The sequence below is a fragment of the Clostridium sp. DL-VIII genome (genome assembly GCF_000230835.1).
Taxonomy (GTDB): domain Bacteria; phylum Bacillota; class Clostridia; order Clostridiales; family Clostridiaceae; genus Clostridium.
Genome location: NZ_CM001240.1, coordinates 2978525 through 3004081, shown reverse-complemented (window position 1 = coordinate 3004081; position 25557 = coordinate 2978525). Strand labels below are relative to the sequence as shown.

Annotated in this window: 27 protein-coding genes and 1 pseudogene; 8 read left to right on the top strand and 20 right to left on the bottom strand. The window is 30.6% G+C overall.

Annotated features, from left to right (window positions below; genetic code table 11):
- Positions 1 to 143 precede the first annotated feature (143 nt).
- The 3 genes from CDLVIII_RS13750 to CDLVIII_RS13740 form a co-directional block, all read right to left on the bottom strand.
- A complete protein-coding gene (locus tag CDLVIII_RS13750) occupies positions 144 to 1277 on the bottom strand; it encodes a GTP-binding protein (protein WP_009170045.1) in 1134 nt (377 codons plus the stop codon).
- Positions 1278 to 1647: 370 nt separating this feature from the next.
- Positions 1648 to 2484, bottom strand: coding sequence for a 5-dehydro-4-deoxy-D-glucuronate isomerase (kduI, locus tag CDLVIII_RS13745; RefSeq protein WP_009170044.1), 837 nt, complete (start codon positions 2482 to 2484; stop codon positions 1648 to 1650).
- A gap of 242 nt (positions 2485 to 2726) precedes the next feature.
- The gene (locus CDLVIII_RS13740; protein WP_009170043.1) at positions 2727 to 3728 is read right to left on the bottom strand and encodes a LacI family DNA-binding transcriptional regulator; all 1002 of its coding nucleotides are present in this window, start codon (positions 3726 to 3728) and stop codon (positions 2727 to 2729) included.
- A gap of 255 nt (positions 3729 to 3983) precedes the next feature.
- Between CDLVIII_RS13740 and CDLVIII_RS13735 the strand changes: the two genes are divergently transcribed.
- Positions 3984 to 4409, top strand: coding sequence for a NusG domain II-containing protein (locus CDLVIII_RS13735; protein WP_009170042.1), 426 nt, complete (start codon positions 3984 to 3986; stop codon positions 4407 to 4409).
- A 10-nt stretch (positions 4410 to 4419) separates the two neighbouring features.
- Positions 4420 to 4944 carry a Gx transporter family protein gene (locus tag CDLVIII_RS13730; protein WP_009170041.1) on the top strand — a complete coding sequence of 175 codons (525 nt, stop codon included), beginning with the start codon at positions 4420 to 4422 and terminating at the stop codon, positions 4942 to 4944.
- A gap of 104 nt (positions 4945 to 5048) precedes the next feature.
- Here CDLVIII_RS13730 and CDLVIII_RS13725 read toward each other — a convergent pair whose 3' ends face one another.
- The 8 genes from CDLVIII_RS13725 to CDLVIII_RS13690 all read right to left on the bottom strand — a co-directional run bounded on the left by CDLVIII_RS13725 (position 5049) and on the right by CDLVIII_RS13690 (position 11894).
- Complete coding sequence (locus tag CDLVIII_RS13725) at positions 5049 to 6098, bottom strand: FAD:protein FMN transferase (RefSeq protein ID WP_009170040.1); 1050 nt, start codon at positions 6096 to 6098, stop codon at positions 5049 to 5051.
- Between the two features lie 316 nt (positions 6099 to 6414).
- Positions 6415 to 7257, bottom strand: coding sequence for an RnfABCDGE type electron transport complex subunit B (gene rnfB / locus CDLVIII_RS13720; protein WP_009170039.1), 843 nt, complete (start codon positions 7255 to 7257; stop codon positions 6415 to 6417).
- 18 nt (positions 7258 to 7275) lie between these two features.
- The gene (locus CDLVIII_RS13715; RefSeq protein WP_009170038.1) at positions 7276 to 7851 is read right to left on the bottom strand and encodes an RnfABCDGE type electron transport complex subunit A; all 576 of its coding nucleotides are present in this window, start codon (positions 7849 to 7851) and stop codon (positions 7276 to 7278) included.
- Between the two features lie 15 nt (positions 7852 to 7866).
- Positions 7867 to 8463, bottom strand: a complete 597-nt coding sequence (gene rsxE, locus CDLVIII_RS13710) for an electron transport complex subunit RsxE (RefSeq protein WP_009170037.1) — start codon at positions 8461 to 8463, stop codon at positions 7867 to 7869.
- A 1-nt stretch (position 8464) separates the two neighbouring features.
- Positions 8465 to 9034 (bottom strand): RnfABCDGE type electron transport complex subunit G, encoded by a 570-nt coding sequence (locus tag CDLVIII_RS13705; RefSeq protein WP_009170036.1) that lies wholly within the window; start codon positions 9032 to 9034, stop codon positions 8465 to 8467.
- A 4-nt stretch (positions 9035 to 9038) separates the two neighbouring features.
- On the bottom strand, positions 9039 to 10106 hold the full coding sequence (locus CDLVIII_RS13700; RefSeq protein WP_009170035.1) for an RnfABCDGE type electron transport complex subunit D: 1068 nt from the start codon (positions 10104 to 10106) through the stop codon (positions 9039 to 9041).
- A gap of 14 nt (positions 10107 to 10120) precedes the next feature.
- Entirely contained in the window at positions 10121 to 11443 is a 1323-nt protein-coding gene (gene rsxC, locus CDLVIII_RS13695; protein ID WP_009170034.1) for an electron transport complex subunit RsxC, read from the bottom strand.
- A gap of 40 nt (positions 11444 to 11483) precedes the next feature.
- A complete protein-coding gene (locus tag CDLVIII_RS13690) occupies positions 11484 to 11894 on the bottom strand; it encodes a SoxR reducing system RseC family protein (protein WP_009170033.1) in 411 nt (136 codons plus the stop codon).
- Between the two features lie 341 nt (positions 11895 to 12235).
- On the opposite strand from CDLVIII_RS13690, the gene CDLVIII_RS13685 reads away from it, so the two are divergent.
- A complete protein-coding gene (locus CDLVIII_RS13685; RefSeq protein ID WP_009170032.1) occupies positions 12236 to 13405 on the top strand; it encodes an aminotransferase class I/II-fold pyridoxal phosphate-dependent enzyme in 1170 nt (389 codons plus the stop codon).
- A 112-nt stretch (positions 13406 to 13517) separates the two neighbouring features.
- Positions 13518 to 13793 carry a GNAT family N-acetyltransferase gene (locus CDLVIII_RS13680; protein ID WP_009170031.1) on the top strand — a complete coding sequence of 92 codons (276 nt, stop codon included), beginning with the start codon at positions 13518 to 13520 and terminating at the stop codon, positions 13791 to 13793.
- A 64-nt stretch (positions 13794 to 13857) separates the two neighbouring features.
- On the opposite strand, the gene CDLVIII_RS13675 is transcribed toward CDLVIII_RS13680, so the two are convergent.
- From CDLVIII_RS13675 to CDLVIII_RS13665, 4 genes are all read right to left on the bottom strand, one after another.
- On the bottom strand, positions 13858 to 14700 hold the full coding sequence (locus CDLVIII_RS13675) for an aldo/keto reductase (RefSeq protein WP_009170030.1): 843 nt from the start codon (positions 14698 to 14700) through the stop codon (positions 13858 to 13860).
- A gap of 42 nt (positions 14701 to 14742) precedes the next feature.
- Positions 14743 to 15738: an ornithine carbamoyltransferase gene (gene argF, locus CDLVIII_RS13670; protein WP_009170029.1), complete on the bottom strand. Its 996-nt coding sequence runs from the start codon at positions 15736 to 15738 to the stop codon at positions 14743 to 14745.
- A 109-nt stretch (positions 15739 to 15847) separates the two neighbouring features.
- Complete coding sequence (locus CDLVIII_RS31300) at positions 15848 to 15988, bottom strand: hypothetical protein (protein WP_009170028.1); 141 nt, start codon at positions 15986 to 15988, stop codon at positions 15848 to 15850.
- 182 nt (positions 15989 to 16170) lie between these two features.
- Positions 16171 to 17205, bottom strand: a complete 1035-nt coding sequence (locus CDLVIII_RS13665; RefSeq protein WP_009170027.1) for a hypothetical protein — start codon at positions 17203 to 17205, stop codon at positions 16171 to 16173.
- Positions 17206 to 17525: 320 nt separating this feature from the next.
- Between CDLVIII_RS13665 and CDLVIII_RS13660 the strand changes: the two genes are divergently transcribed.
- Both CDLVIII_RS13660 and CDLVIII_RS13655 read left to right on the top strand, forming a co-directional pair.
- A complete protein-coding gene (locus CDLVIII_RS13660; protein WP_009170026.1) occupies positions 17526 to 18695 on the top strand; it encodes a YibE/F family protein in 1170 nt (389 codons plus the stop codon).
- On the top strand, positions 18692 to 19471 hold the full coding sequence (locus tag CDLVIII_RS13655; RefSeq protein ID WP_009170025.1) for a YibE/F family protein: 780 nt from the start codon (positions 18692 to 18694) through the stop codon (positions 19469 to 19471). The genes CDLVIII_RS13660 and CDLVIII_RS13655 overlap by 4 nt, the downstream gene beginning before the upstream one ends.
- A 129-nt stretch (positions 19472 to 19600) precedes the next feature.
- Here CDLVIII_RS13655 and CDLVIII_RS13650 read toward each other — a convergent pair whose 3' ends face one another.
- The 5 genes and pseudogenes from CDLVIII_RS13650 to CDLVIII_RS13630 all read right to left on the bottom strand — a co-directional run.
- The gene (locus tag CDLVIII_RS13650) at positions 19601 to 20134 is read right to left on the bottom strand and encodes a 2'-5' RNA ligase family protein (protein WP_009170024.1); all 534 of its coding nucleotides are present in this window, start codon (positions 20132 to 20134) and stop codon (positions 19601 to 19603) included.
- 44 nt (positions 20135 to 20178) lie between these two features.
- Positions 20179 to 21159 (bottom strand): phosphotransferase, encoded by a 981-nt coding sequence (locus CDLVIII_RS13645; RefSeq protein ID WP_009170023.1) that lies wholly within the window; start codon positions 21157 to 21159, stop codon positions 20179 to 20181.
- Positions 21160 to 21222: 63 nt separating this feature from the next.
- Entirely contained in the window at positions 21223 to 21771 is a 549-nt protein-coding gene (locus tag CDLVIII_RS13640) for an NUDIX hydrolase (protein WP_009170022.1), read from the bottom strand.
- A gap of 220 nt (positions 21772 to 21991) precedes the next feature.
- Positions 21992 to 23008 carry a cytochrome b5 domain-containing protein gene (locus CDLVIII_RS13635; protein WP_009170021.1) on the bottom strand — a complete coding sequence of 339 codons (1017 nt, stop codon included), beginning with the start codon at positions 23006 to 23008 and terminating at the stop codon, positions 21992 to 21994.
- A 137-nt stretch (positions 23009 to 23145) separates the two neighbouring features.
- Positions 23146 to 23283: pseudogene (locus CDLVIII_RS13630) on the bottom strand (RNA polymerase subunit sigma-70); the annotation flags it as partial.
- Between the two features lie 284 nt (positions 23284 to 23567).
- On the opposite strand from CDLVIII_RS13630, the gene CDLVIII_RS13625 reads away from it, so the two are divergent.
- Together CDLVIII_RS13625 and CDLVIII_RS13620 are read left to right on the top strand one after the other, a co-directional pair.
- Positions 23568 to 24596 (top strand): 3-deoxy-7-phosphoheptulonate synthase, encoded by a 1029-nt coding sequence (locus tag CDLVIII_RS13625; protein ID WP_009170019.1) that lies wholly within the window; start codon positions 23568 to 23570, stop codon positions 24594 to 24596.
- A 131-nt stretch (positions 24597 to 24727) separates the two neighbouring features.
- Positions 24728 to 25516 carry a histidinol-phosphatase HisJ family protein gene (locus CDLVIII_RS13620; RefSeq protein ID WP_009170018.1) on the top strand — a complete coding sequence of 263 codons (789 nt, stop codon included), beginning with the start codon at positions 24728 to 24730 and terminating at the stop codon, positions 25514 to 25516.
- Positions 25517 to 25557 lie beyond the last annotated feature (41 nt).

Genomic DNA, 25557 nt, shown 5'->3' with positions numbered 1-25557 from the left:
ACGCAATATATATAAATTTTATTATCATATTGCTATTTAAATCATAAGTCTTTATCTATCCATATTAAATGTGATAGCAATTTATCATTAAAAATTATATAATTTAAAATTTAATTCTTCAAGTTACTTTCTATTATGTAATCTTATATATGAAACAACTCTTCTATTCTAGCCTTGTCAAGTTTAGTTCCTATAACACATAATCTTCCTGTATAATCTGGTTTTCCTTCACGTATTTCGTATTCTCCTGGAACTAAATCGAAATTAATCCATCCGCCTTCGCTACAAGATATTATTCCTTTTGCTCGTAAGATAATTCCATACTCTGAAGAATCAGCTAAAGTTTTTAAAATTTCATCTAATTCTGTTTTAGAATACTTTCTTGGTGTTTCTATCCCCCAGCTTGTAAATACTTCATCTGCATGATGATGCTCATGATTATGACAATTGCAATTTTCATCATGCTGGTGATCTTCATGATCATGGCAGTCACATTCTTCATCGTGATGGTGATGTTCATGATCATGGCAGCTACATTCTTCATCATGATGATGATGTTCATGATCATGACAATCACATTCTTCATCGTGGTGATGATGTTCATGATCGTGGCTGTTACATTCTTCACTATGATGATGTTCGTGATGCTTTGCTTCACTTAAAAGTTCTTTTTCAAGAGAATTTTTATTTTCCATTGCCTGAAGAATTTGTTTTCCACTTATCTCATCCCAATTTGTAGTTATTATAGCTGCATCACTATTGTGCTCTTTTATTTGAGATACGCATGATTCTAGTTTTTCCTCTGAAAGTTTTTGGGTACGGCTTAAAACAATTGTGTTAGCATTTTCAATTTGATTATTAAAAAATTCCCCAAAATTATTCATATACATTTTGCATTTTACTGCGTCAACTACTGCAGTAAAACTATTAAGTTTTATAGGTGCCTCATCCTTTATGCTTTCTACAGCTCTAATCACATCAGATAGCTTTCCCACTCCTGATGGTTCTATTATTATACGTTCTGGAGAATACTTCACTAATGCATCTTTTAGCGCAACTCCAAAATCACCTACCAATGAACAGCAGATACAACCTGAGTTCATTTCAGTAATCTCAATTCCTGAATTGTTTAAAAATCCACCGTCTATTCCTATTTCACCAAATTCATTTTCAATTATCATAAGCTTTTCGCCATTAAAAGCCTCTTGGATTAATTTCTTAATCAATGTAGTTTTACCTGCTCCTAGGAATCCTGAAATAATATCTATTTTTGTCATTTAAAAACCCTTCCTTAATTTAAATTTACTATTTAATTAATAACTTTATTAATCTATACTAACTTATTGAGAATAGTTCCCACATGCCTTTTTTATTTTTATCCTACGCTTAAAATCCAATACTGTCAATATAGATATCACTAAACCAATATTAAATTCGATAAATGTATATGTTGCAATTAAGAATTTAAAAAATTTTTAGCATTGTTTTATAACTTATCAATACTTTATGTGCAATATGCCGAAATAATTTCATCAACTTTTATCTTTTGTATTGTAATTTATTAAAACAAGCGGATGCCTCAAAATGATCAGAAGTCATCTTGAGGCACCCACTCTGAAATTCTATAACTTATTATCTAAAATATAATTATCTCATATCTTCTATTTTAATATGGTCCATATCATCAAATGTTTGGTTTTCTCCACACATTCCCCATATAAATGAATAATTTTGTGTTCCAATTCCTGAATGAATTGACCAGCTTGGCGAAATCACTGCCTGTTCATTCTTCATCACTATATGTCTTGTTTCTTGTCCTTCTCCCATGAAGTGAAATACTGCTTGATCTTCTGGAACATTAAGATATAAATATACCTCCATACGTCTTTCGTGAGTGTGGCATGGCATTGTATTCCAACCACTTCCTGGTTCTAATATTGTTAAACCCATTACTAATTGACAGCTTTGACAAACTGCAGGATGAACATATTGGTTTATAGTTCTCTTATTCATATTAATTTCATCGCCGCATTTAATTTTATTAGCTTTCTCTAAATCAATTTTAACTGTAGGATATGATTTAAGAGCAGGTGCTGAATTTATGTAGAACTTAGCCGGATTTTTTGGATCCGCCGATTTAAATTCTATATTTTTAATGCCTTGTCCAACATATAGCCCATCCCTATATTTTAGATTATACTCTTCTCCATCCGTTATAATAGTTCCTTCTCCACCTACATTAATAACTCCAAGTTCTCTTCTTTCTAGAAAATAATCTGTACCTAATTCTTTAGAAGCTCCAAGTTTTAATGTTTGTTTTACTGGTGTTACACCACCAAATATAATTCTATCGTTATGACTATAAACTAAATTTACTTCATCTTCTATAAATACTTTTTCAACTAAATAATGTCTTCTCAATGTTTCTGTATCATAATGTTTTGAATCCTCTGGATGATTTGAATATCTAATTTCCATCTTCATAATTTTTCTCTCCTTTTCACTCTAGGCACACGTGTGCCCATATTGTTAAATATATTATATATTTTTATGTAAATAGTTTCAATACCATAATCAAATTTTTTTATTTTTGTATAGTAACCATATTTAAAATATACAAATTATTTATTTTAACCATTAAATTAATTTTCAATGAAATCTATAAAACATCATATCTATTTCAATATCCTACATATTGCTGATATGATGTTTTTTGTATTAACTATTTACTTTTTGCATTGCTTAATGGAGTTGCCGATTTCTAATTTAGATTCCATATATATCTTTCTATTAGTTATATTATTTTCATTATTTATACAATTTAATAATAAATCAATTGCAACTTTAGATATTTCACCTATTGGTCTTTTAATTGAAGTAATGCTTGGTATAATAAACTGTCCAATTTCATTTCTATCAAAGCCTAATATTGAAATATCATCTGGTACTCTTATCCCTTCTTCAGCAAGAGCTTTTATTGCCCCAGCTGCCATCTCATCATTAAAAGCAAAGATAGCTGAAAAATCTTTTTTTCTTTTAATAAGTTCTTTAGCTTTCATATATCCACTCTTAACACTAAAATCTCCATTTACTATCAATTCATTATCTACATTAATTTTATAATCTTTAAAGGCTTCTAAATATCCTTTTCTTCGCATCTTTGTAGAATCAAAATCTTCCACACCTTCAATAATAGCGATATTTTTATGACCTTTCTTTATAAGCTCTTCTACGCCTTTATAAGTACCTATACTTTCATCTGTATATACATTTACAACATCATATTCTATCTTTCTATTTATAACAACAATTGGTATATTATTATCTATAATTTCTTTTATGAAATTATCATCAGTTTCTTTCTGACTTACTACTAATATTCCATCATAATTTTTAGGATTTATTGTTTGCTCCTCATGCATATCTATTCCTTTTACAATAACATTATATTTCCTATCTATATTTCTATACACATTATGTATTACTGTCTGAAATACAAATGGTGAAGTTCCATTATCTATAGTTGAAAAGAACACGCCTATATTATAAGCCTTATCTATTTTTAAACTCCTAGCATTCATGTTTGGAATATAATTTAATTCTTTAACTGTTTTTAATACTTTTTCTCTAGTTTCTTCACTAACAGATTTAGAGCCAGTTAATACTCTGGAAACAGTTGAGTGAGATATACCAAGCACTTTTGCTACATCTTTAATTGTAGTTGCCATGTTTATCCTCCATAAATTTTATACATTCAGCGTCAAAGGTTGCTTTATTAAATAGCTTAATTCATTTTATCATTTTTATCTATGTTTTAAAAATTATATTTATATTTAATTTTCGGAATCTTATTGTAATCATTGCTTTAAATTGCCAAATACTATAAAATATTAATTAAGATACATTCCTAATTTCATCCAAAACTCTTAAAATATACAAATATACATAATTAAAGATCTAATAAATTTAAAGAAGGATTTTATATGATATTAAATGTAAATGTACAAAAAGTTAATATATTTAAAAAATGGGACATTATCATAATAATTACATTAATAATTTTATCCTTTATTCCTGAGGTTGTTTTTGGCATGGTAATGGGAAAAAGTTATACTGGGACTTATGCCGAAATAACCTTGGATGGCAAGCTTTACAAAAAAATACCATTGTCTGAACACAAGGGTGAAGATAAAATCAATATTAAAACTAACTATGGTTACAATGTAATTGACATAAATAACGACTCTATTAGAATACTAGATGCAGATTGCAAAGATAAAATTTGTATAAAGGCTGGGATTATATCTAAACCTGGTGAGAGTTTAGTTTGTCTTCCACATAAACTAATGGTAGAAATTAAGAGCACTAGCAATAATAACAATGACATTGATGTTATTAAAGCACACTGAGGTGAATAAAATGAATAAAACGTTTCGTATAGTATTTATAGGACTTTTAGTATCACAAGCTTTAGCTCTTTATACCATTGAAAGCATGATTCCGGTTCCATTCATTGCGCCTGGTGCAAAACTTGGACTAACAAATTTAATTACAGTAATTTCATTATACATATTAAATAGTAAAAGAGATGTCTTAATGATAATATTAATAAGACTCTTACTTGCAGCTATGTTTACTGGCAATCTTTCAACCCTCATATATAGCGCTGCTGGTGCTCTACTCAGTTACTCTTCCATGATAATCATAATGAAGTTTGCTAAAGATAAGGTAAGCATTATAGGTGTGAGTGCCGCTGGTGCCTTCTTTCATAATGTTGGCCAATTAATAGTAGCTTCAGCTATAATTCAAAATATAGCCATAATGCTTTATCTTCCTATTTTATCTATAGCAGGCATAGGTACAGGAATTTTTATCGGAATAACTGCTAATTTTATAGTTAATCACATGTCCAAACTATCCTACTTTAAAAATATTAATATTTAAAATTAGCATTTATATATTGTACTTTTAAATATTGCTTATTATTATCACAAAAATTTGGCATTTGGAAACAGAAAATTAGAGCTTTCCAAATGCCAATTTATTTTTTAGCCTACAAGTTTAAAGTCATCATTCAATTTTGTAATCCTATCTTTAAAATCATTAGATGTATAAATTTTATTATCAGATGTTGTGATTTCACATGATACTCCTGGCAGACTATTTATTAAATCTAACCCTTTTTCTGGTCCTAGTGTAAATACTGCTGTAGTTAAGAGATCTGCCAGCATGTTGTTATCTGGCTCATCTCCATTAATGATTATAGTATCACTCATAATACCTGTATCTGCTGGATATCCGGTTTTAGTATCCATAATATGATGATATCTCTTATTATCTTTTATGAAATATCTTTCATAATCGCCTGAGGTTGATAATGCTTCATTAGATAAAGTTATTATTCCCAGATATTCTTTTGGATCTTCACTTCTAGGATGCTTAATTCCAATAGACCAGTTCTTATTGTCTTTATTTTTGCCAAGAGCATATATAGAACTTGCCCCTAAATTTATTAATCCATCTTCTATATTATATTTTTTATAAATTTTTAAAACTTCATCAGCTGCAAAGCCTTTGGCAATACCGCCTAAATCTATAGCCATTCCCTCTTCCTTAAGCATAACACTACCATCATCCTCATTAATACTGATTTTATCATATCCTACTAATGGTAATACAGCTTTAATTTCTTCATCTGAAGGTAATCTCTCATTATCTGTACCTATTCCCCACAAATTAATTATTGGACCCGTAGTAATATCAAATGCTCCATTACTTAGCTTTGAGTATTTTAATGAAGTTTCTATCATCTTTAAGATCTCCGGATGAACTTTTACATATTCTTTCCCAGAAGCATTGTTTATTTTATAAACATCACTAGTTACAATATTAGTGCTAGCCATATCATTAATTTCATCTAATCTTTTAAAACTTTCTTCAACTGCTTCCTTTGAATTTGCTCCATATGCATTTAAGGTAACTTCTGTATCCATAACTATATTACTTTTTTCATAATATTTATTTTTGCTATTTCCGCATGAACTACAGCTTAAAACAATTAGAATACAAGGTAGTAATATACAAATTATTTTCTTCATATGCTTGCTCCAATCTTTTATGTTATTAAAGACTATAAAAGAATAAAAAACCTGTAGGCTTTTTAAATATTTCACAAAAAACAAGGTAAGTAAGAGTCCAAATTCCAGACAAAATTTCAGCTCTTGAATTTAATTATTCAAACTTCCATGATGAGTAAATACAAGTTGTCTTTTTCATTTGGGCTCTCAAGCTTTCTCTTTAAGCTTCTCCTTTAACTTATCCCTTTTTCAGTTGTAATTATTATGATTTCCCATTAACTCGCATAAACTAAACCTTACAAACAATAAATCAAGCTTTTGATTTACTTATCTATAATTATAAGGTACTTACTTCTTTAATTATGCTTATTTCACTGGCAATTTGTATTGCTCCTGTTGGACATTTTGCTGTACATGTAGCTTCTTTGCATTTTTCTACACATATATTTGTATTCACTATAGCTAGATTATTTTTAACTTCAATTGCTCCATAGCTGCAGTTTCTTGCACAAATGCCGCAGCCAAGGCATGGTGATGCACTACAAAGCTTTCTAGCTACAGCACCTTTGTCTTTAGAATTGCAGTTTACTTCTACAATTGCATTAGATGGTATTAATTCTATAACATTTTTAGGACATACTTCTTGACATTTTCCACACCCAGTACATATATTAGCATTAACGATTGGTAGTCCATTTTCACCCATTGTTAATGCTCCAAATGGACAGTTGTTTACACAGGTTCCAAATCCCATACATCCATGCTGGCATCCTTTTGGGCCTCCTTGAATTAAGCTTGCAGCTTTACAATCTTTTATTCCTTTATAATTGTAATTTGCTTTTGTCTTATCAGCTGACCCCTTGCATCTTACATGGGCTACTCTTGGTTCCACGTCTTCAGCCTTTTTTCCTGTAATTTCTGCTACAAGTTTTGCCACTGCATCTTTACCTGGAACACATAAATTAGGTGGAACCTCTTCATTCATAACTACAGCCTCTGCATATGCTGCACAACCTGCATATCCACATGCACCACATTGGCCCTTAGGTAGGATATCCTCTACTTCATGAATAAGCGGATTAACTTCCATTGCAAATTTTTTATTAGCAAAGGCAAGAACTAGACCAAAGACTATCCCAAGCCCACCTAATACTACAATAACCATTATTAAAGTAAACATACTACATCCTCATCTCCTTTATATCATTCCTGAAAATCCCAGGAATGCCATTGCTAACATACCTGCTAATATAAAAGCAATACCTGTTCCTTGAAGCGTCTTTGGCACATCTGCATACACCAGTTTCTCTCTTAGACTTGCCATAAGTATCAATGCCAGTGCAAATCCCATGCCTGAACCTATTGAGAAAACTACGCTTTTAACAAATGAGTAGTTTGATTCAACACTTAATAGTGGAACTGATAGCACTATACAGTTTGTTGCTATTAAAAGAAGATATATTCCCCACATGCTATATAAAGTAGGTGCTTGTTTTTTTATAATAAGCTCTAATAATTGTACAAAACTTGCTATGAGTATAACAAATACTATTGTAGTTAAGAATGTTAAATTATATGGCAAAAGTACAAAAGTATATACCACCCAAGCTAGCATTGAGCTTAAGGTTATAACTGAAGTAACTGCCATCCCCATTCCTATTGAAGCGTTTAGACTTTTAGAAACTCCAAAGAATATACAAAGTCCTAAAAATTTTGTTAGAACAAAATTATTTACAAGTACTGCACCTATAAAAAGCGTAAAATATTCTTTCATTATACTTACCCCCTTTTAATTTTTATGATCATTATGAAGCTTAATTGCACCTATCATATAACCAATTAGTATAAACGCTCCAGCTGGTAAAATCATGATTAAAGGTGCATTATACCATGAACCTAATATTTTAAAACCAAGAATTGATCCACTTCCAAAAAATTCTCTTATTACAGATATTGAAAGCATAGCAAGTGTAAATCCACATCCCATACCAAATCCATCTAAAAACGATGGAAAAACTTTATTTTTTGATGCAAATACTTCAGCTCTTGCTAAGATAATTGCAAAAACAACTACTAAGTCTAAATAAATTCCAAGAGCACTATACAATTCTGGAGAAATTGCCTGAAGCACAAGCTCTACCACTGTTACTATAGTAGCTATAAAGGTAATGTAAACTGGCACTCTAACCTTTGGATTTACAAATTTTCTTGTGAGTGATACAACTACATTATTCGATGTAATAACAAATGTTACACACAAGCCCATGGTCAAACCATTTATTACCGATGATGTAACTGCTAATGCAGGACAAAGACTTAAGCATAACATAAATATTGGATTTTCATCATATAAACCTTTGCTAAAAATTTTCCACTTTTCTTTCATATTACTTACCTCCTGCAAACTCTGTCACATCATGTACAGCATTTTTAACAGCCAATGTTACTGCCCTAGATGAAATAGTTGCTCCTGTCATAGCTTGAATGTCATCTTTATCAGAAGCATCTTTCGTTACTACTAAATTTGCTTCTTTTTTTCCTTTAAATTCACTTCTGAATGGCTGCTTTGTAGCATTATCTCCAAGGCCTGGTGTTTCATTATGTGATAATATTTTATAATCCATTACCTCTCCAGCTGGAGTAACGGCTACAAGCATTTTAATTTCTCCTCCATACCCTTTACTTTCACCTGGAACCACATATGCAATTGCTTTTCCACCTTTGTCAGCTTCAAACCATTGATCTTTCCCATCTATTGCTTTGAAACTGTCTGCATCACTGACCAATGTTTTCATGGATTCCTGCTTTGATATTTCTTTTTTTGCAGTAGCAATTGGATTTGTAACATAATATACTATTCCTAATATTAATCCAGACACTACACAAGTTATTATCAAATTTATTGCTATTTCAAAAATAGAATATTCTTTACTAGCTTTAACCTTTGCTTCTGACATTTTACTACCCCCTTGCTCCAAACTCTTTTGGTTTTACAAAACGATCTATTAGTGGTGTTACTGCATTCATTAGCAATATTGAGTAGCAAACACCTTCAGGATATCCTCCTATTAATCTTATTAAAGAAGTTATTACTCCAGCTCCTACTGCAAAGATTATCTGTCCCTTTATAGTTATTGGAATAGTAACCATATCAGTTGCCATAAAGAAGGATCCTATAATAAGTCCTCCAGCCATCATATTAAATAATGGATCACCAGTAAATAAACCTGTAGATGCAAAAATCCAAGTAAGAATTCCAACTGTTCCTATCATGCAAACAGGAACCTGCCAGCTGATGTAACCTTTGTATATCAGATATAAGCCTCCAATTATAAGTAATATAGTTGATGTCTCTCCAATACATCCATTTCGCATGCCAAGAAGCATTGCTTTATACATTTCTCCTCGACTTCCAAAAGTCTCAATTAATTTGCTATATCCTTGCTGTTTTAATATGTTCAGTGGAGTTGCACTACTAACAGCATCCACAGACGTTGTCATCTTTGTCCATGTAGTCATTGCAACTGGCCAAGACACCATTAAAGCTGCTCTTCCAATATGAGCAGGATTAAAGATGTTAAAACCAAGTCCTCCCATAGAATGCTTTGCTATTACAATAGCTATAAATGATCCAAATATCACCATAGTAGGTGGTACATTAGGTGAAATGGACATTGCCAGCAAAAGACCAGTTAGAAATGCACTTCCATCAAAAGCTGTGATTTTCTTTTTTCTAAATTTCTCGACTAAGTATTCAAATGCAACTGCTGAAATTGCTCCAACTGCCATGTTTATAAATGCTGGAATACCAAAATAAAATATTCCAAAAATAGCAGCAGGCGCTAATGCCAAATTTACATTCCACATTATTTTTGAAATTGATTCATCACAGCGAATATGTGGAGATGCTGATACAGTATATAGACTTTCCTTTACTTCTATTTCCTTTGTTTTAATTCCATTATCTTTAGTTTCTTTTACTTCATTTCCTGCAGTGTCTATTTCGTGTGCTTTAATTTCAGAATTCATTTTATCCCTTCTCCCTATTTATTTTTTGCTGCCAATGCTTGATTTTGTGCTTTTAAATATTTCACATACTGTACAATATTTCTTTTTGCAGGACACGTATAAGCACAACTTCCACATTCTATGCAATTGAATAAACTGTATTCTTCCTTAGCCTCTTCAAACTTATGCCGTTCACCAAGTATACTTAGCATACTTGGTATTAAGCCCATAGGACATGCTTTTACACATCTGCCACACCTAATACAGGGAGATTCTTCTCCGGAATTAACAGCTTCTGAACTCAGAGCTAATATACCAGACACTCCTTTAATTACCGGTACATCTAACGAAAATTGAGCAATTCCCATCATTGGCCCGCCCATAATTATTTTTTCCGGAGTAGTATTAAAGCCTTCACAATAATCTATCACATCTTTAAAACTTGTACCTATCCTTAATAAAAGATTTTTAGGCTGGCTTATTGCATCACCTGAAACTGTAGTAACTCTTTCTATTAATGGAATACCATTTACTACTGCATTACATATTGCAACTGTTGTACCAACGTTTTGCACAACTGCACCAACATCCATTGGTAATCCTCCCGTTGGCACTTCACGACCAGTAAGCACTTTTATAAGCATTTTTTCTGCCCCTTGAGGATACTTTGTTGGTAACGCTGTTACTTCTACCGAAGTTCCTTTAAAAGCTTCCTTCATAATCTTTATAGCATCTGGTTTATTATCTTCTATGCCCACGAAACCTTTACTAACTCCAAGTACTTTCATTACAATTTTGACACCAGTTACTATACGTTCTGCATATTCAAGCATCATTCTGTAATCTGCTGTCAAGTACGGTTCACATTCTGCAGAATTTAAAATAAAAACATCAATTTTTTTGTCTTTACTTGGGGAAAGCTTTACATGTGTGGGAAAAGTGGCACCTCCCATTCCTACTATTCCTGCATCTTTAATTATGTCTTTAATTTCCTGAACCTGTAGCTGCTCAAAGTCACGATTCAATGGAATTCCTTCCACCCATTCATCTAACCCATCATTTTGAATTACAACTGATAGACATGTTCCTTTTGATGCATGCGGTTTTTCAGCAACTTCAACAACTTTCCCAGAAATAGACGCATGAATTGGACTATGCATAAAGGCATCACTTCTGCCTATAGCTTGTCCCTTTTTAACCATATCTCCCGCTTTTACTAAGGGCGTACAAGGTGCACCAATATGCTGGCTCATAGGGATGGTTACCTTTTCAGGTAATGGTGGAATTTCAATAGCTCTGTCCGAGCTATATTTCTTACTGTCTTTAGGATGAATCCCTCCAAGAAAACTTTTTAACATTATACTCGCCTCACAAACCTCTATAAAATAAATTATTATATTATAAAATACGAACAATTACTGGCTGGGACTTTTTGCTTTTGTTAGCTGCTTTATCAAATATCTTCACAGCAATAATAGCTAATATAAGAGCAATTATCCCGCCTATTATTTGAAGCATACGGATATTTACCCCAATATATTGTCCTAAAAAACCGCCTACCATTACGCCAATAAATAAAGCAATTAATGGTAGAACAAAAACAATAAAGGCAGCACTTAAAACATTAGTCTCCTTTACCTCAAAACTTACCCTTTGTCCAGGTTTTGCTCCTATTTTATTATCTGCGTTTATAATTATACTGTCGCTTCCAGGACAAGCCCCGCAATTTTTACAATCATTATGCCTCCCGACTCTAATTTTTGCCATATCATTGCTAGTCTCAATCACTAATCCTTGTTCTGTTTTCACTATTATCAAACCTCTCAAATTGCTTTTAAATAATTAAAAAAAGTTAACAGTGTATTTCATTCTAATTATAATTATTTATCCACTCAAAATGTTTAGCATAACCATCACCTCACAAATTGATAAATGATTTCATCTTATTCAATATATTATATTATAAGTTATTATTTGGAATTTAGTATTTGGTACTATTATAAACCTTTATTTTGTGATTTGAAAGCATAGTTTTTTTTTTCACATATTAAATAAATTTTGACAATATATACTAGTAAGCTTCTCAGTGATATAATATTAATGTAAAAAACATAATAAATCATTATTTCAAATACTTGGGGGCTTTATAAATGAATATAGAATTTTCTAATAATCTAACTTATTTTCAAACAGGAATTTTCAATCTATTGGATGAGAAAAAAGTAAAACTTATTGCCAGTGGAAAAAAAGTATTTAACTTATCTGTTGGTACACCTGATTTCAAACCTGACAAGCATGTTATGGATGCCTTAGTTGAAGCAGCACAAAATCCTGATAATTGGAAATATTCCTTAGGTGATCTACCAGAATTATCAGAGGCTATTTGTAAATATTATATGAAAAGATTTAATGTTAAAATATCGGAACAAGAAGTTATGTCTATCTATGGTTCTCAAGAAGGCTTAACACATATTGGATTTTCTCTATGCAACAAAGGAGATGTTGTTCTTGTTCCAAACCCAGGATATCCAATCTTTGAAATTGGACCTTACCTTTCTGGAGCAGATGTAGAATATTATTCTCTTTTGAAAAAAAATAATTACCTTCCAGATTTAAAATCTATTCCTGAAAACATATTACGTAGAACCAAGTTTATGGTTGTATCTTATCCGCTAAATCCTGTTTGCGCATGTGGAACATCTGAATTTTATGATGAATTAATAGCTTTTGCAAAGAAATACAGCATTATCATAATACATGATAATGCGTATTCAGATATTGTTTATGATGGACAAATCGGTGGTTCATTCTTATCCCATGAGGGCGCTAAAGATGTTGGGGTTGAATTTTATTCTTTATCAAAATCTTTTAATATAACTGGAGCTCGAGTTTCTTTTGTAATAGGAAATTCTGAAATTATAAACCATTTTAAAATGCTCCGTTCTCAAATTGATTATGGAATATTTTTACCTATTCAACATGCTGCTATTGCTGCCTTAACTGGGCCACAAGATAGCGTCAAAAAACATTGCAGAGAATATGAAAAAAGAAGAAATGCTTTATGCAGAGGTCTTACAAGTATTGGCTGGAAGGCTCCTGACAGTAAAGGGACAATGTTTGCCTGGGCACCAATTCCACCTAAATATACTAGCTCATATGAATTTTGTATGGACCTAATGGACAAAACCGGGGTTATATGTACACCTGGCAGTGCCTTTGGATCTCTTGGGGAAGGCTATGTAAGATTTGCTTTAGTACTCCCAGTTGATGAAATCAATGAAGCTATTAGCCGAATAAAAGAAAGCAATATATTATATTAGTGCTAACTTTAAATTTCTGTACATTATTTTGAAAAACTTTGGATATTTTATTTAAGAGAAGTATTTTTAATATAAAACACATATTTAATTTAAGAATTGAGGTGATTATATATTGGACTTTAAAGAAGGTACTAATAAATTTTACTTAGGCGATGATGAAGATCATATTAAGGCAGTAGTAAGTTATGTTAATAGCGGAGAAAATATAATTATACTCGACCACACATTTGTATCTCAAGAATTAAGAGGACAAAATATTGGTGAGCAGTTGGTAAAAAGAGTTGTTGATTTTGCAAGGGAAAATAACAAAAAAATAGTTCCAACGTGTTGGTTTGCTGAGAAGGAATTTTCAGCACATAAGGAATATAAGGATGTACTGCATAAATAAAAAAATGGCCTCAAACTAGAAAATTTCTTGGTTTTAGGCCATCTTCTTCATTTATATTATTATATTAAAAATCGAAATTGTCTGGATCGGAACCTATTCTAAAATCCTTATTTAAGGAATCTATTTTTTCAATCTCCTCTCTTGTCAAGCTGAAATCAAATATATTAGAATTTTCAAGTATTCTACCTTCATTAGTTGATTTAGGTATAGTTACTACCTCACTATCTATATCCCAACGCAATATAACCTGAGCAGTAGTCTTATTGTACTTGGTTGCAATTTCTTTTAATACTTCATTATCTAATAACTTACCTGTCATTAATGGAGACCATGCTTCTACTTGAATATTATTATTTTTGCAGTATTCTCTAACTTTGTGCTGCGTTAAGTATGGGTGAAATTCCACTTGATTTATTACAGGTTTGATTTCTGCATCACTCATTAAATCTTCAAGATGATGAACTTGGAAATTACTTACGCCTATTGCTTTTACTCGTCCTTCTTTATATAAATGCTCCAATGCTTTATATCCTTCTTTATATTTCCCTTTTACTGGCCAATGGATAAGATATAAGTCTAAATATTCAACGCCTATCTTCTTTATACTTTTATCATATGCTTTTAATGCATCTTCATATGCTAAATTTGCATTCCATACCTTAGATGTAATAAACATATCTTCTCTTTTTATTCCTGCTGCCTTAATTCCTTCTCTTATACCTTCCCCCATAGCTTCTTCATTGCCATATATAGCTGCACCATCAATACTTCTGTATCCATTCACAATAGCATGTTTTATTGCATTTATTAATTCAGTACCATCTTTTACTCTAAATACTCCAAGTCCTAGCCAAGGCATTTTTGTACCATTATTTAATGTTATCCTGCCATTTATATTGTTTATCATATTGCATACCTCCTCGTATGTTTATATATTCAATCCTTTATATTATATGCCAATAGTTGCAAGCATTATAGCTTTAATTGAATGCATACGATTTTCTGCTTCATCAAATACTACTGATTGTTTTCCTTCAAACACTTCGTCGGTAACTTCTAATGCAGTTAATCCAAATTTTTCTCCAACTTCTTTTCCTACTTTTGTCTTCAAATCATGATAAGCTGGTAGACAATGCATAAATATTGCTTCTTTGTTTGCATTATTCATAACTTCTTTATTTACCTGATATGGAAGCAATAATTTTAATCTGCTTTCCCAAACTTCATCTGGTTCCCCCATTGATACCCAAACATCTGTATAAATTACATCAGCATTTCTAGTTCCTGCTTCAACATCTTCTGTGAGCGTTATTATAGCTCCACTTTCCTGTGCTATCTTTTTGCAGGTTTCAACAAGCCCCTCGGCCGGGAATAATTCTTTAGGTGCACATGCTGTGAAGTTAATTCCCATCTTTGCACAAGCTACCATTAGAGAATTTCCCATGTTATTTCGTGCATCGCCCATGTATACAAAATTAACACCTTTTAATCTACCAAGCTTTTCTTCAATAGTTAAAAGATCAGCAATCATTTGGGTTGGATGGAATTCATCAGTTAGACCGTTCCAAACTGGAACTCCAGCATATTTAGCTAGTTCTTCAACTATTTCCTGGCTAAACCCCCTGTACTCTATTCCATCATACATTCTTCCAAGAACTCTTGCTGTATCAGCTATACTTTCTTTTTTGCCCATTTGAGATCCTGCAGAATCTAAATAGGTAACACCCATTCCCAAATCCCTTCCTGCTACTTCAAAAGAACATCTTGTTCTTGTAGATGTCTTTTCAAATAATAGAACTATGTTTTTTCCTTTTAACTTATCATGCAAAATACCAGTTCTTTTTAGAGTTTTTAATTCCTTTGATAAATCTAATAAATATCTAATTTCTTGTGGTGTAAAATCTAATAATTTTAAAAAACTTCTTCCTCTTAAATTTACTGCCATAATTATTCTCCTTCTACTTATAATATTTTTATAATTAAACAAATTTCCATTACATATAGTATTCAATTTTTAATAATACAATTATGCAAATAATTTCTAGCTAAATTTTTCAAAATACTTTTATTAATAATGTATTCTTAAGGCCTTTAGAAATCAATTTTCTTTCCGGATATCCCCAGCCAGTTGATTGCCTCATCTCAATAAAATTATCTATTGTTGCTGATCTTTTAACAATTTTTATATCATCCATATATTTTTCTCCTTTTGCATAATTATACATTACTGAGTATTATTATACAATATTTTATTTTCTTTTTTACAAAAATAAAATAGGCTAGTTATTCATTTGCATAACTAGCCTTAAAATTTTACTCACTCATAGAATTTATATCAGTCTTCTTGATCTTTTTCTAGATCTTATCAGTACATTTTTTATTTTGAAGGAGTGAAAGCTTCTATAACAGCAGTTTCTTGATCTGCTGTTATTGTTCCTGCACTTACTAAAGCATCTAATTTACTCTTTAAAAAATCTCCGTGATTTCCTCCTTTTGCTCCTTCTTTAACTCCACCTTGTGGTTTCAATGCTGTTTCTATTGCTGTTTCTTTGTCTGATGTTATTGTCCCTGCACTTACCAAGCTGTCAAGAACTGTTTTAAAGTTTCCTTTTGCATTTGAAAGAGCTGTTTCTATTGCTGTTTCATCATTCGATGTTATTGTTCCTGCTGTAACTAAGGCATCTAATTTAGTCTTAAAGAAATCTCCGTGATTTCCTCCTTTTGCTCCTTCTTTAACTCCACCTTGTGGTTTCAATGCTGTTTCTATTGCTGTTTCTTTGTCTGATGTTATTGTCCCTGCACTTACCAAGCTGTCAAGAACTGTTTTAAAGTTTCCTTTTGCATTTGAAAGAGCTGTCTCTATTGCTGTTTCATCATCCGATGTTATTGTTCCTGCTGTAACTAAGGCATCTAATTTAGCCTTAAAGAAATCTCCGCGATTTCCTTCTTTAGCTCCACCTTGTGGTTTCAATGCTGTTTCTATTGCTGTTTCTTTGTCTGATGTTATTGTCCCTGCACTTACTAAGCTATCAAGAACTGTTTTAAAGTTTCCTTTTGCATTTGAAAGAGCTGCCTCTATTGCTGTTTGTTCATCTGAAGTTATTGTTCCTGCACTTACTAATCCGGCTAACTTGCTTTCAAACATCTTATTATGTTCTCCACCTTTAAAAGCACCTTGTGGAATTAAAGCACTTTTAATAGCTGACTCTTGATCTGACGTTATTGTTCCTGCACTTACTAATGAATCTAGTTTAGTTTGAAATCCATTATTTCGCCCCTGATGCTGAACTGCTCCTGTACTACTTGCATTACTTGTTGAATCTGCCGCAAATACCCCTGTACTTGCTCCTACCATTAAACTTGCTAAAATTACACCAGTCATAACTTTACTTTTAATACTTTTATTTTTCATCTCAATTCCTGCCTTTCAAACTCTTCTTTATTAGAAATTAAATGTATTATCTTTTCTTCGTTTTAATTATAGGAAATTATTGTTACAACTTTGTCACAATAATCAATCAATAATGTTACAAATTTATGAATATTCATCATATTATGCAAATTCCTCTATGGCTTATCATTAATGTAACTTAATTTACAAGAATCGTAATATAATCTTAATTGATTATATTTGTTTAAAATAGTATAATTTCCTAGAATACAATTCAAACTTATATTGTAATATGTGACAACCTTACTACAAAGAAAGCTGGCAAAGGAGCTCTATATAAGATGATGAAAAAATTGTTTAATACATACATAGGGAAGCTTAAAAATATTAAAAACAATAAAATTAATAAGAAATTTTTCTATATTGGGGCAGGATTAATAATTATATTTTTATTCGCTCTTTATTTTATATCCACGAATGATACTCTGTACAACAAACCAATAGCGAAAATCACTTCAATAGTTGAAGATGGCTCAAATAAAGAGACAGATAATGGTAAAATAGAACCAATTAAAAATCAAAAAGTCAAAGCTATTATAATGAATGGAACGTATAAAGGTAGAAATATTGAACTTAATAATCTCACATCCTTTTCACAAGTTAATGACATAGATTTAAAAGTGAATGATGAGGTTTTTATATCAATTGTAGATAATGATAATAAAGAAATAATCTCTGCTAAAATACTTGACTTAAAGAGAGACAAATATCTTGTATATATATTGAGTATATTTATTGCTTTAATTTTACTAGTTGGAGGATTTAAAGGTTTTAAATCTTTACTAAGCGTAATTATAAATATCATAATCTTGTTTACTGTAATCAGTTTATTTTCAATGGGATACGATTTAATGACACTTTCCATAATAGCAAGCTTATTTTTTGTTATATTTTCTATCATAATTGTGTCCGGAAAAAACAAAAAATCCATATCAGCTATTGTTGGAACTTTAATTGGAACTTTTATTTCACTCTTAATTGCAGGAATAATAATAAATTTAAATAACTGGAACGGAATTCACTTTGAGGAAATGGAATTTCTTACTCATCCACCTGAAAAAATATTTTTCATCGAATTAATAATAGGAACATTAGGAGGAATAATGGACATTGCTATATCCATTTCTTCAGCCATAGAAGAATTATATAATAAAAATCCAGATATAGACACAAAAACTATTATTAAATCAGCTAGAGAAATTGGTCAAGATATTATGGGAACAATGGCAAATACATTAGTTTTTGCTTATCTAAGTGGCAGTATTCCAACTATATTGCTTCTTCTTAGAAATGAAATTCCGATTACATATATAATTAATATTAATCTTTCTTTAGAATTCATGAGAGCACTTATAGGAAGTATAGGAATTGTATTAAGTATACCAATAACAATATTCACTTCTATTCTTATTCTAAAAAAACATATGATTGGAGAAAATATAAGGCTATGAATATAATACTTTTACTACTTATTACTTTATTAATTCTTATGACTATTATTGGTGGTTCAAGAGGATTAAATTCCTTCTTCACCTTAATATTAAATTTCTTTACGCTGTTTTTTATGCTTATCTTAATAGGCTGCAAAATTGATCCGATTAAGATAACTTTTATAGGTGCTATATTTATTAGTTTTTTCAGCTTGTTCTGTATCAATGGATTTAATAAAAAAACACTTTCATCCTTGTTTTCTGTTATAATTGTTATATTTTTAGTTATGTTCGTTACATATAACTTGAGTCAAAATGCTAATATACAAGGCTTTAGTAATGAGCAGACCGAAACTGTTGCATATCTTTCTCTGTATGTTCAATTAAATTTTTCTAAGTTAGTTATATGCGAAATACTAATTGGATTGCTGGGGGCTATTATTGATGTTTCCATATCAATATCTTCCACTATGAATGAACTTTACAAAAATGACCCTCACATATCAAGAAATAATTTATTTAAATCTGGTATGAATATTGGCAAAGATATTTTAGGAACTATGACTAATACATTGCTTTTTGCATACATAAGTAGTTTCATGACCTTAATAATATACTTTAGTGAACTTAATTATACTCTTTCAGCTATTTTTAATGAAAAATTCTTTTGTTCTGAAGTATTTCAAGGCTTAAGCTGCGGTGTAGGAATTATTCTTATTATTCCTATAACAGCCTTTATTTCTTCAAGAATTTTCTTTTTTAAAACTAACTCAAATAAAATTGCTGGTATACAGTAAAAATTCAAATCAACTGTTTTGTTAATAAATGAAAAATCTATTTTGTTATCTTGTTTATCCTTAAATAAACTCTTAAAACAAAATAGATTTTCATGATTAATACTATAAGTTCTGTTACACCCCCATGTATTAATTGTCTTTAAGTACAAATTCCTGGTATACATTCCAGTTTCCTTCATCCCATTTATAAATTGTTATATTATCAAAATAACATTGAAATTCGCAAGGATATTGCTGAACATATTCCCACACCTTAGAATATATTGGCTTTAATTTCTTCGATGCTAAAGTTATATGAATAACTTTATTTTTTCCATCTTTTTTATCAAATTTAATGTACAAGATTTCACTCATTTTATCAATTAATCTATCATGAAGTTCCTTTGTTTTCTTTAACATGTTTACTTTCATATAAACAACTCTATCATCAAAATGATCATATCCATCTATTGTAAATTTCCCAGCTCTTTCATTCTCACAAAATTCCTCAATAATTCTACTTAAATCTGTAATTTCTTTATCATATTCAAAAGGTGCTTTTATAGTAAAATGAGCTGGAAGTTTAGATGATTTTGCACTGAATTTCTTAAAAAGTTCTTTTCTTAAGTTATTATTAAATTCTCCTGCTTCTCCCTTTACTACACAAACTATTACATACCTCATATTTTATCTTAAATGGGAATGTGTATTATAACAGCAAAATCCCATTACCCACTCCTTTCTATAATTTTTTCTTTTCTTGCAAGAGGAATAAAATAATCTCTGCTCCATTTATTTATTGCAGTATTAAACCATTTATATTCTTTTGCATTTTCTATGTGTGTTGATATGAAGAAAATTATTTGAAACACCATAAAAGCTTCTATGTACTTTATTTCTATTGTTTCATTAATAACACTTTTATATCCATTAACTATCCATTTTTGTTGATGAGGGTTATTAAAATGACTAAACAAGGAACCTAGATCCATATAATAATAACTAATACCGCTTAATCCGAAATCAATTGGAATTACATGTCCATTTTCATTTACAATTAAATTAGATTTTGCAAGATCACAGTGAACTATTCCTTTTGAATATTTTCGTAGTTCCAATTCATCCATAACCTCATAAATTCTACCAATAGCATCTTTTATTATTCTAAACTGCTCATTTGAAATAAACTTCAATTTTATTCCTCTTACAAGCTTAAAGGATATTTTCTTTAATAATTTCCTATCATAACAATAACGATCTATTTTTTTATTCTCACCCCAAATTTTTGAGAACATATGGAACTTGCCAACCATTTTTCCAAGCTCAAATAAGATTTTATCAGTTAATTCTATCTCATCTATAGTCTTTCCATTTATCCAAGTTAGCATGGTCACTAAGGTTCCATCCCTCAGTTTTGTTATAAAATCACCATATTTATTTTTTACTGGAATCTGAGAGCATATATCCGTATGTTTATTTATACTACGTATTATGTTTAGTTCACTCATATGAAGATCAAAAGAATTTTCATTATCCCTTAAAATGTCTGCAGAAAATCTTTTGCTTGATTTGTGTATTCTAATAATATATTGTTTACTCGACAACATGTCAGTGACTTTAAATATCTCATTCTCATTATGTCTTATAAATTCAACTTGAGGATATCTGATTTTATAATTACATAATGCTTCTTCTATTAAAGTATTCATTACTTCCCCCTTTATGAGATTTTAGTCTTTCTTATATAGGATTACTTATGTTAATGTATACTTTTAAAGCTTATTTACTATTTTTCTATATACTTTTTTCATATGTTCCTCACTTGAGTACAAGTCTATCTCATTTACTGGAATCCATTTAACTCCACTATTTTCATCTGGTTTAACTTTCAGTAAATCTTTTTCGTCTGCCTCTATTAAATAAGCTACTGATGCATGCAAATGTGATGCTATATATTTGCTATTTTTTATATGTCCAAAGACTGTCAATATATCTATTGAAACAATGTCTTTAGTTACAGGTTTAATATTCTCTACTCCAGTTTCTTCTTTAACTTCACGCATTGCAACATTTAATAAATCATTATCTCCATCAGCATGACCGCCTGTCCATGCCCAAGAATTGTATATATTATGGTAAATCATTAAAACCTTATCTCTATTTCTATTTACTACAAATCCCGAACTTGTAATATGTATAATTTCATTATTCCTAGTTAATATATCGTTAAATATCTTTGAATACCTTAATATTATTTCTTTATCTTTCTTTTCCTGTTCATTACAAGGTTCATATATTTCTATTGACTTAATCCAATTCATAATTCTTCTCACCTTCTATAAAATTTATTTCTCATTTTAGTATAGTTGATTTTCCTTTAACTAGTATAATAAACATATACTAAAACTATAACTCTTCCATAATTTTATCACAAAAATCCAATTTTAATAAATATATAAAGACTCATATTTTATTACAATAGTGTAAATTTAAAGGATATGAAAACAAATCACATCCTTTATAGCATATATATTATTTTATTCAATCAAAATAAAGCCTATCTCTTCTATCTGTATCATCCGTTGTTTCTATTTCACGGCCTGTTCCTCCACTAGTTGATCCGGCATTTCCGCCTATTCCGCCAAATCCACCACCAGCTCCACCTGATGCTCCTCCTAATACTCCTCCAGTACCTGTTCCTGTTGTACTGCCTCCATATGGGTTGCCGGTTCCTGTTCCCGGTGTGAAACCTCCAAAGATATTCCCCATACCAGGTCCAATATTCCCTCCAAAGCCTCCGAATCCACTACTTGTTCCACCTGTGGTTCCTCCAGTTGTTCCAGTTCCTGTTGTGTTACCTGCACCTGTTGTTGTTCCTGTTCCCATTGTACTTCCAGTTCCCATAGTGCCTCCGGTGCCTGTTGTTCCTGTTGCTCCACCACCTGTTGCTCCTGTTCCGGTTGTTCCGGTTGTTCCTGTTGTTCCTGTTCCTTTTAATATTTGTGATGCACCTGTTGTTTGCCATTCTTGAACTTGTCTAATTGCATCTTGAGGTGTTTTTCCAAGTCCTACAAGTACACCTAATAGCATGTATTTTTGATATGCTCGTCTTGAAGCACTTCCTTGTTGATTGCTTTCACGCATAGCATAGCTAACTAATGGATCTATATATCTAATCCAATCATCAGGTTTAAACTTAGATGTATTTTGTTTTATCTGTCTATTCCCATATGCATTGAATCTGGAATTCATGTAATTATCATCAGTTAACACTCCAATCTTAGGTGCATTATTAAGAATTTCATCTATCCCATGATAATAATTAAACTGCTCAGTAAAATCTTCACCAGCCGTAATGCCTTTATTCTTTCTTTCATTCCACACCGGTTCATTACTAACATCGTAAACTATACCTTCTATAGCCACATATGCCGGATTGCCATTTCTACCGTTATATTGAGATAACTCATCTAATGTAAATTCTTTTTGTTGCCTATAATAATTATAACTCTCTCCTGTAAGCTCATTAATAGTTTCAAAATCAAAATAAATTGACATAAGTACCTCTTAAATATTTCTACCTATAAAATATATGAATTCATTTAGAAAAAAGTTCATTAATTATTTTAATTTCCTATAATATAGCCTAAAATTTAATTTATTATATATTCATCAATTAAAATTATATCTTTTATTTGAGCATTTGATAAATTATACAGATGTTTCTTCACTATTGATTTAATGATCCATCCATAATTATCAATAACATAATCTAAAGCCTTCTCATTCTTCTTTCTTAATTGTTTAACAAAATTTCCTTCTCCAATTTTCATCTCTTTTCCTTTCTTTCCAAAGCAATCTTGCATGTGCTATTTATATCTTACACTTAATACTTCGCTCATCACTCTAATATATCTATCAATAATTATAACTTTTTCTATTTTTAATCCATACTAACTTGACTAGATTTTTTAATAATTATATAGTTATATAAGTACTCAAATTTGATTTTTACATATGTTTTTTCTTTTATATAGTAGAAAAACAATATACTTATTCTATATACTTAACCGTAACTTTCTAACTTGAGTAAAAAAATTATCAAGGGGGCATTATAATGAGTTTTATTAATGTAAGGAAAATACCATCTCCAGAGGAAATAAAAGCTATTACACCTCTAAACGCTGATTTAATGAAAATTAAAACTGAAAGAGATGAAGAAATCAAAAAAATATTTGCTGGACATAGTGATAAATTCATTGTTATCATTGGGCCTTGCTCAGCAGATGATGAAAATTCAGTTTGTGATTATGTAAGCAGACTTGCCAAGGTAAATGAAAAGGTAAAAGATAAATTATTTATCGTACCCAGAATTTACACAAATAAACCTAGGACTACAGGTGAAGGATATAAAGGAATGTTTCATCAACCTGATCCGGAAAAATCACCTAATATTCTTGAAGGGTTAATTTCTATCAGAAAGATGTTCATTCGTGCAATAGAGGAATCACATCTTACTCCTGCTGATGAAATGCTTTATCCTTCGAATTACATGTACTGTGATGATTTATTAACATATGTAGCTGTTGGGGCGCGAAGTGTTGAAAATCAGCAACATAGACTGACTGCTAGTGGAATTGATGTTCCTGTTGGTATGAAGAATCCAACGAGCGGTGATATATCAGTAATGTTTAATTCCATTCAAGCAGCACATGCTAAGCATAATTTCTTATACAGGCACAATGAAGTAAACACAACTGGAAATCCATATGCACATGCAATTATGCGTGGTTCCGTAAATAAACATGGAAACAATATTCCAAATTACCATTATGAAGATTTAATGAGAGTTGCAGAATTATATGGTGAGTACGATTTTCCTTACCCAGCAGTAATTGTAGATTCAAATCACGCTAATTCTATGAAGAAGTTTGCAGAGCAACCTCGTATAGTAAAAGAAATTCTTTATAGTAGAAATTACAACAACGATATTAAGAAACTAGTTAAAGGTGTCATGATTGAAAGCTACATAGAAGAAGGTTCCCAAAAAATTGATGAACATATTTATGGTAAATCAATTACAGACCCATGCTTAGGTTGGGAGGCTACTGAACAGTTACTTTATTACATTGCCGAGCAAGTTTAATTAATCCAGAAATCAATAAATAGAATTAATAGTTGTGGAAAAAATATTAACATTTTTAATCTAATTTCTGTTGTTTATTAGATTACTTTCTCCACAACTATAAATACACCAGAGGAGTTATAAATAAAAAAATGAGATACTTAAGTGACTATCATTTACATTCAAAATATTCTTTTGATTCTAGTCAGACTATTGAAGAAATTATAATTAAAGCTATCTCAATGAATCTAAGCGAAATATGTCTTACAGAGCATATCAGTTTTGACCCTAAGGATAAAAGTTATAATTTTTTTAATTTTGCAGACTATGAAGATGAAATAAAAAAGCTTTCAAGTAAATATTTTAAAAAAATTAAGATAAAAAATGGATTAGAAATTGGAGAATATCATCTTTATAAAAAAGAGTTTGATAATTTTTTCAAAGAACATAATTTAGATTTTATAATAGGCTCAATACATAATCTTAACGGAGAAAGTTTGAGAGTAAATATTTTAGAAAATGGTCTCAATTATTCTTATGAGACTTATTTTAAAGAAGTCTTAAAATTTGTACAGGTTGGAGATTTCGATGTGTTAGGACATCTTGATGTCATTCAGCGTTATGCTTTTAAAGAAGGCGGTGTTTACAACCTAAACGATTATAAGGACTACATCTATTCTATTTTAAAAGCAATAGTTTCAAGAGGAAAAGGAATAGAAGTGAATACTTCCGGCTTATGTAATAATTTGCTTTTTCCTAAACTTGAGATATTACAAATGTACAAAGATCTCAAAGGCGAAATTTTAACAGTAGGCTCTGACGCTCATACTTCAAATAGAGTTGGTGATAAAATAAATTATACATATGATCTCATAAAAAACTTAGGTTTTAAATATGTATTTACTTATGATAATAGAAAACTTAATGACAGACTTTTGTAGTGTTTTACTAAATTCAGATAGCAGTAATATATGCTCTGAGT